3 protein-coding genes are annotated in these 2,560 nt (G+C 33.6%); all 3 read left to right on the top strand.

Translation table 11 applies throughout. The features are described from left to right. A partial coding sequence (locus F6K13_RS27915) for a TIGR03943 family putative permease subunit (protein WP_287289120.1) occupies positions 1 to 240 on the top strand: 240 nt, incomplete at its 5' end. Next, positions 230 to 352: a hypothetical protein gene (locus F6K13_RS27910; protein ID WP_282433659.1), complete on the top strand. Its 123-nt coding sequence runs from the start codon at positions 230 to 232 to the stop codon at positions 350 to 352. The genes F6K13_RS27915 and F6K13_RS27910, both read left to right, overlap by 11 nt. Positions 353 to 599: 247 nt before the next feature. Further along, positions 600 to 2,159, top strand: coding sequence for a hypothetical protein (locus tag F6K13_RS27905; protein ID WP_124147141.1), 1,560 nt, complete (start codon positions 600 to 602; stop codon positions 2,157 to 2,159). The last annotated feature ends 401 nt before the right edge of the window (positions 2,160 to 2,560 follow it).

Raw genomic sequence — 2,560 nt, 5'->3', positions numbered from 1 at the left:
TCTGAGCAATATTTTTGGATATCTAGATTTATTCTGACTTGTTGTGCTGCTGATGCTTATCCAGTGGGATTACCAGTTAAATTACCAGAAGGCAGAAGTCGGAGTAAATATCCTCAAGATGGTTGGTTGAAAGTTGAAGGTAAAATGATTACTGATGAGCTGAATAGTCAACGTAAACTAACAATTTCGCCATCTAAGATTGAACCAATTCCTAAGCCGAAAAATCCTTATGATTATTGAAGAAGGAAGAAGGAAGAAGTGGACGGAGACTCAAACCACAAGAAATTTTAAACACTATGTAGACGGTGGGATATTAAACTCAAAAGAAAAAGATAATATTATCTCCGCTTAATCATAGATATCACAAATAATCCTCTATAAATATTAAGAATAAGTCTTCAAACGGTAGTAAACACTATTATGATTAAGCACAATTTTCAACTCGTCCGAAACTTTTATCAAAATAATTGGGTTGCGCAACCCCACCTTTTAAGGCGAAATATTTTTTTAGGGTTGCTCAAAATCCCTGTAACAAAAATAACTTCTGATTTATGACTTCTGACTTCCTTCTTTAACTGTGGGGTATAAAGGAAAAATAAATGGTAAATTTAAGAAAAAAAATTAATCATCTATTTCGCGAAAATCAAGACATTCTTTTAGAGGAATTACGACAACCTTTGGACAGAGTTGCTATTACTTTGATTCTCGGCTTAACGGTGTTAATTTGTCTGTTATTTGTGAGTGGTGGAAGTACAACTCCAAAAGTTAAAGACTTTAGCTGGCAAGACAAAAAAATAGGAGCTGAAGATACAGCTTTTATACTAAATTTTAATCGACCCATGAACCATGCAAGTGTTGAAAAAAATTTAACAATAGAACCACCTTTACCAGGAAAAGTGAGTTGGGCGGGTCGTAGAATGGCTTATACAATTTTAGAACCTGCTCCCTATGGTAATCAGTATAAAGTGAAATTATCAGGGGCAAAAGAAAAGTTTTATGGCTTGGATCAAGGGGAGGTAATGCAGCCTTTTCAAGGTCTATTTAGAAGTCGCGATCGCGCATTTGCTTATATAGGTTTTCAAGGAGAGGAAAAAGGCAGATTAATCTTAATTAATTTAACTAAAAAGCAACGGCCTATAATACTAAGTCCGAAAAATTTAGAAGTAATGGACTTTAAATTTTTTCCCCAAGGTGAAAAGATTTTATTTTCGGCAGTTGAAAAGCAAAATGAAGTTCCGACTCTGATAGAACAACAAATATATACTGTGACAACTGGGATTAATTTTACTCCTGGAGATTCCCAATTAAAATCATTAGAAGCTGCAGGTAAAATTGAAAAAGTTCTTGATAATTTAGAATACCAAAACTTGAAATTTGATTTATCTGCTGATGGTCAAAAAATTGTCATTCAACGGGTAAATAGAAAAGATGTTTTTGATTCCGGTCCGTGGGTATTAGAATTAGAAAAAGAAGCACAACCTTTAACAAATAAAGATGGAATAATTCAAAAAGGTGGAGACTTTTTAATTACCCCAGATAGCAAAAGTTTAGTAATTTTACAAGGAGAAGGAACCTCCATTTTACCAATAAATCCAGAAACAGATTCAGAGGATTTAATATTCTTACCAAAATTTGGAACAGTATTGAATTTTTCTCCTGATGGCTCCATGGCAACCATGGTAAAATATAATCAAGATGGGACGCGATCGCTTTATATTGTGACTAATCAAGGTCAGGAGCGAGAGGTATTAAGAACTCGTCCTTATGGTAATATTCTCAGTGCAGAATTTGACCCGAATAAAAGAATTCTTTATTGTTTATTAACTCAAGTAGTAGAGAAGGAAGAAGAATATCAAGAACAACCTTATATCGCAGCATTTTATCTTAAGAGAAATTTGTTAAGACCTTTGGTTATTTTGCCAAACCAACAGGAAGTTAATATGGATTTATCACCAGATGGTTTAGCATTATTATTTGACCAAATGGTGACAATATCAAATCAAGAAGAACAAGAACAAGAAAATACAAAAAACACTAGAAAAATTAGTCGTTTATGGATGTTACCTTTAGACTCAAAAATGCCAGAAGATGATTCCCAGTGGCAACTTAAACCAGAAGAGTTGCCTCTAACTGGTATTCATCCTAAGTGGTTGCCTTAGCTATTCTATTTATATTAAGTCAGGTACATCAGTAATTTTGAAGAAAAAGTCAGAATTCAGTAGTCAGAAAAATGCGGTCGATGGAGATTCTCACCTCACCAAGCGTATTTGCAGCGTCTAGACGGTGGGGTATTAAACCCATAAGGGATAAAGATAAAGCTCAATTTAACAACTAATAATTAACAATTAATAATTATTCGGTCAGGAAGAAGGAAGAAGATTTAAAATCAAGAAAAAGTAGATATTACCTAAGTTTTTACACCAACGATACCAAAGGACATGATATTATACCAATTTGATAAATATTTGCTACAAATAACTAGGTTATTTCTTAGAATTAAACCCACCCCTAACCTCTCCCAGGAGGGGAAGTTACCGAGTCATAATTAATAGCTTTAATA

The organism is Okeania sp. SIO2B9 (assembly GCF_010672505.1).
GTDB lineage: Bacteria > Cyanobacteriota > Cyanobacteriia > Cyanobacteriales > Microcoleaceae > Okeania > Okeania hirsuta.
The sequence above is the reverse complement of the archived record's forward strand: the minus strand, read 5'-3'. Positions and strand labels throughout refer to the sequence as shown.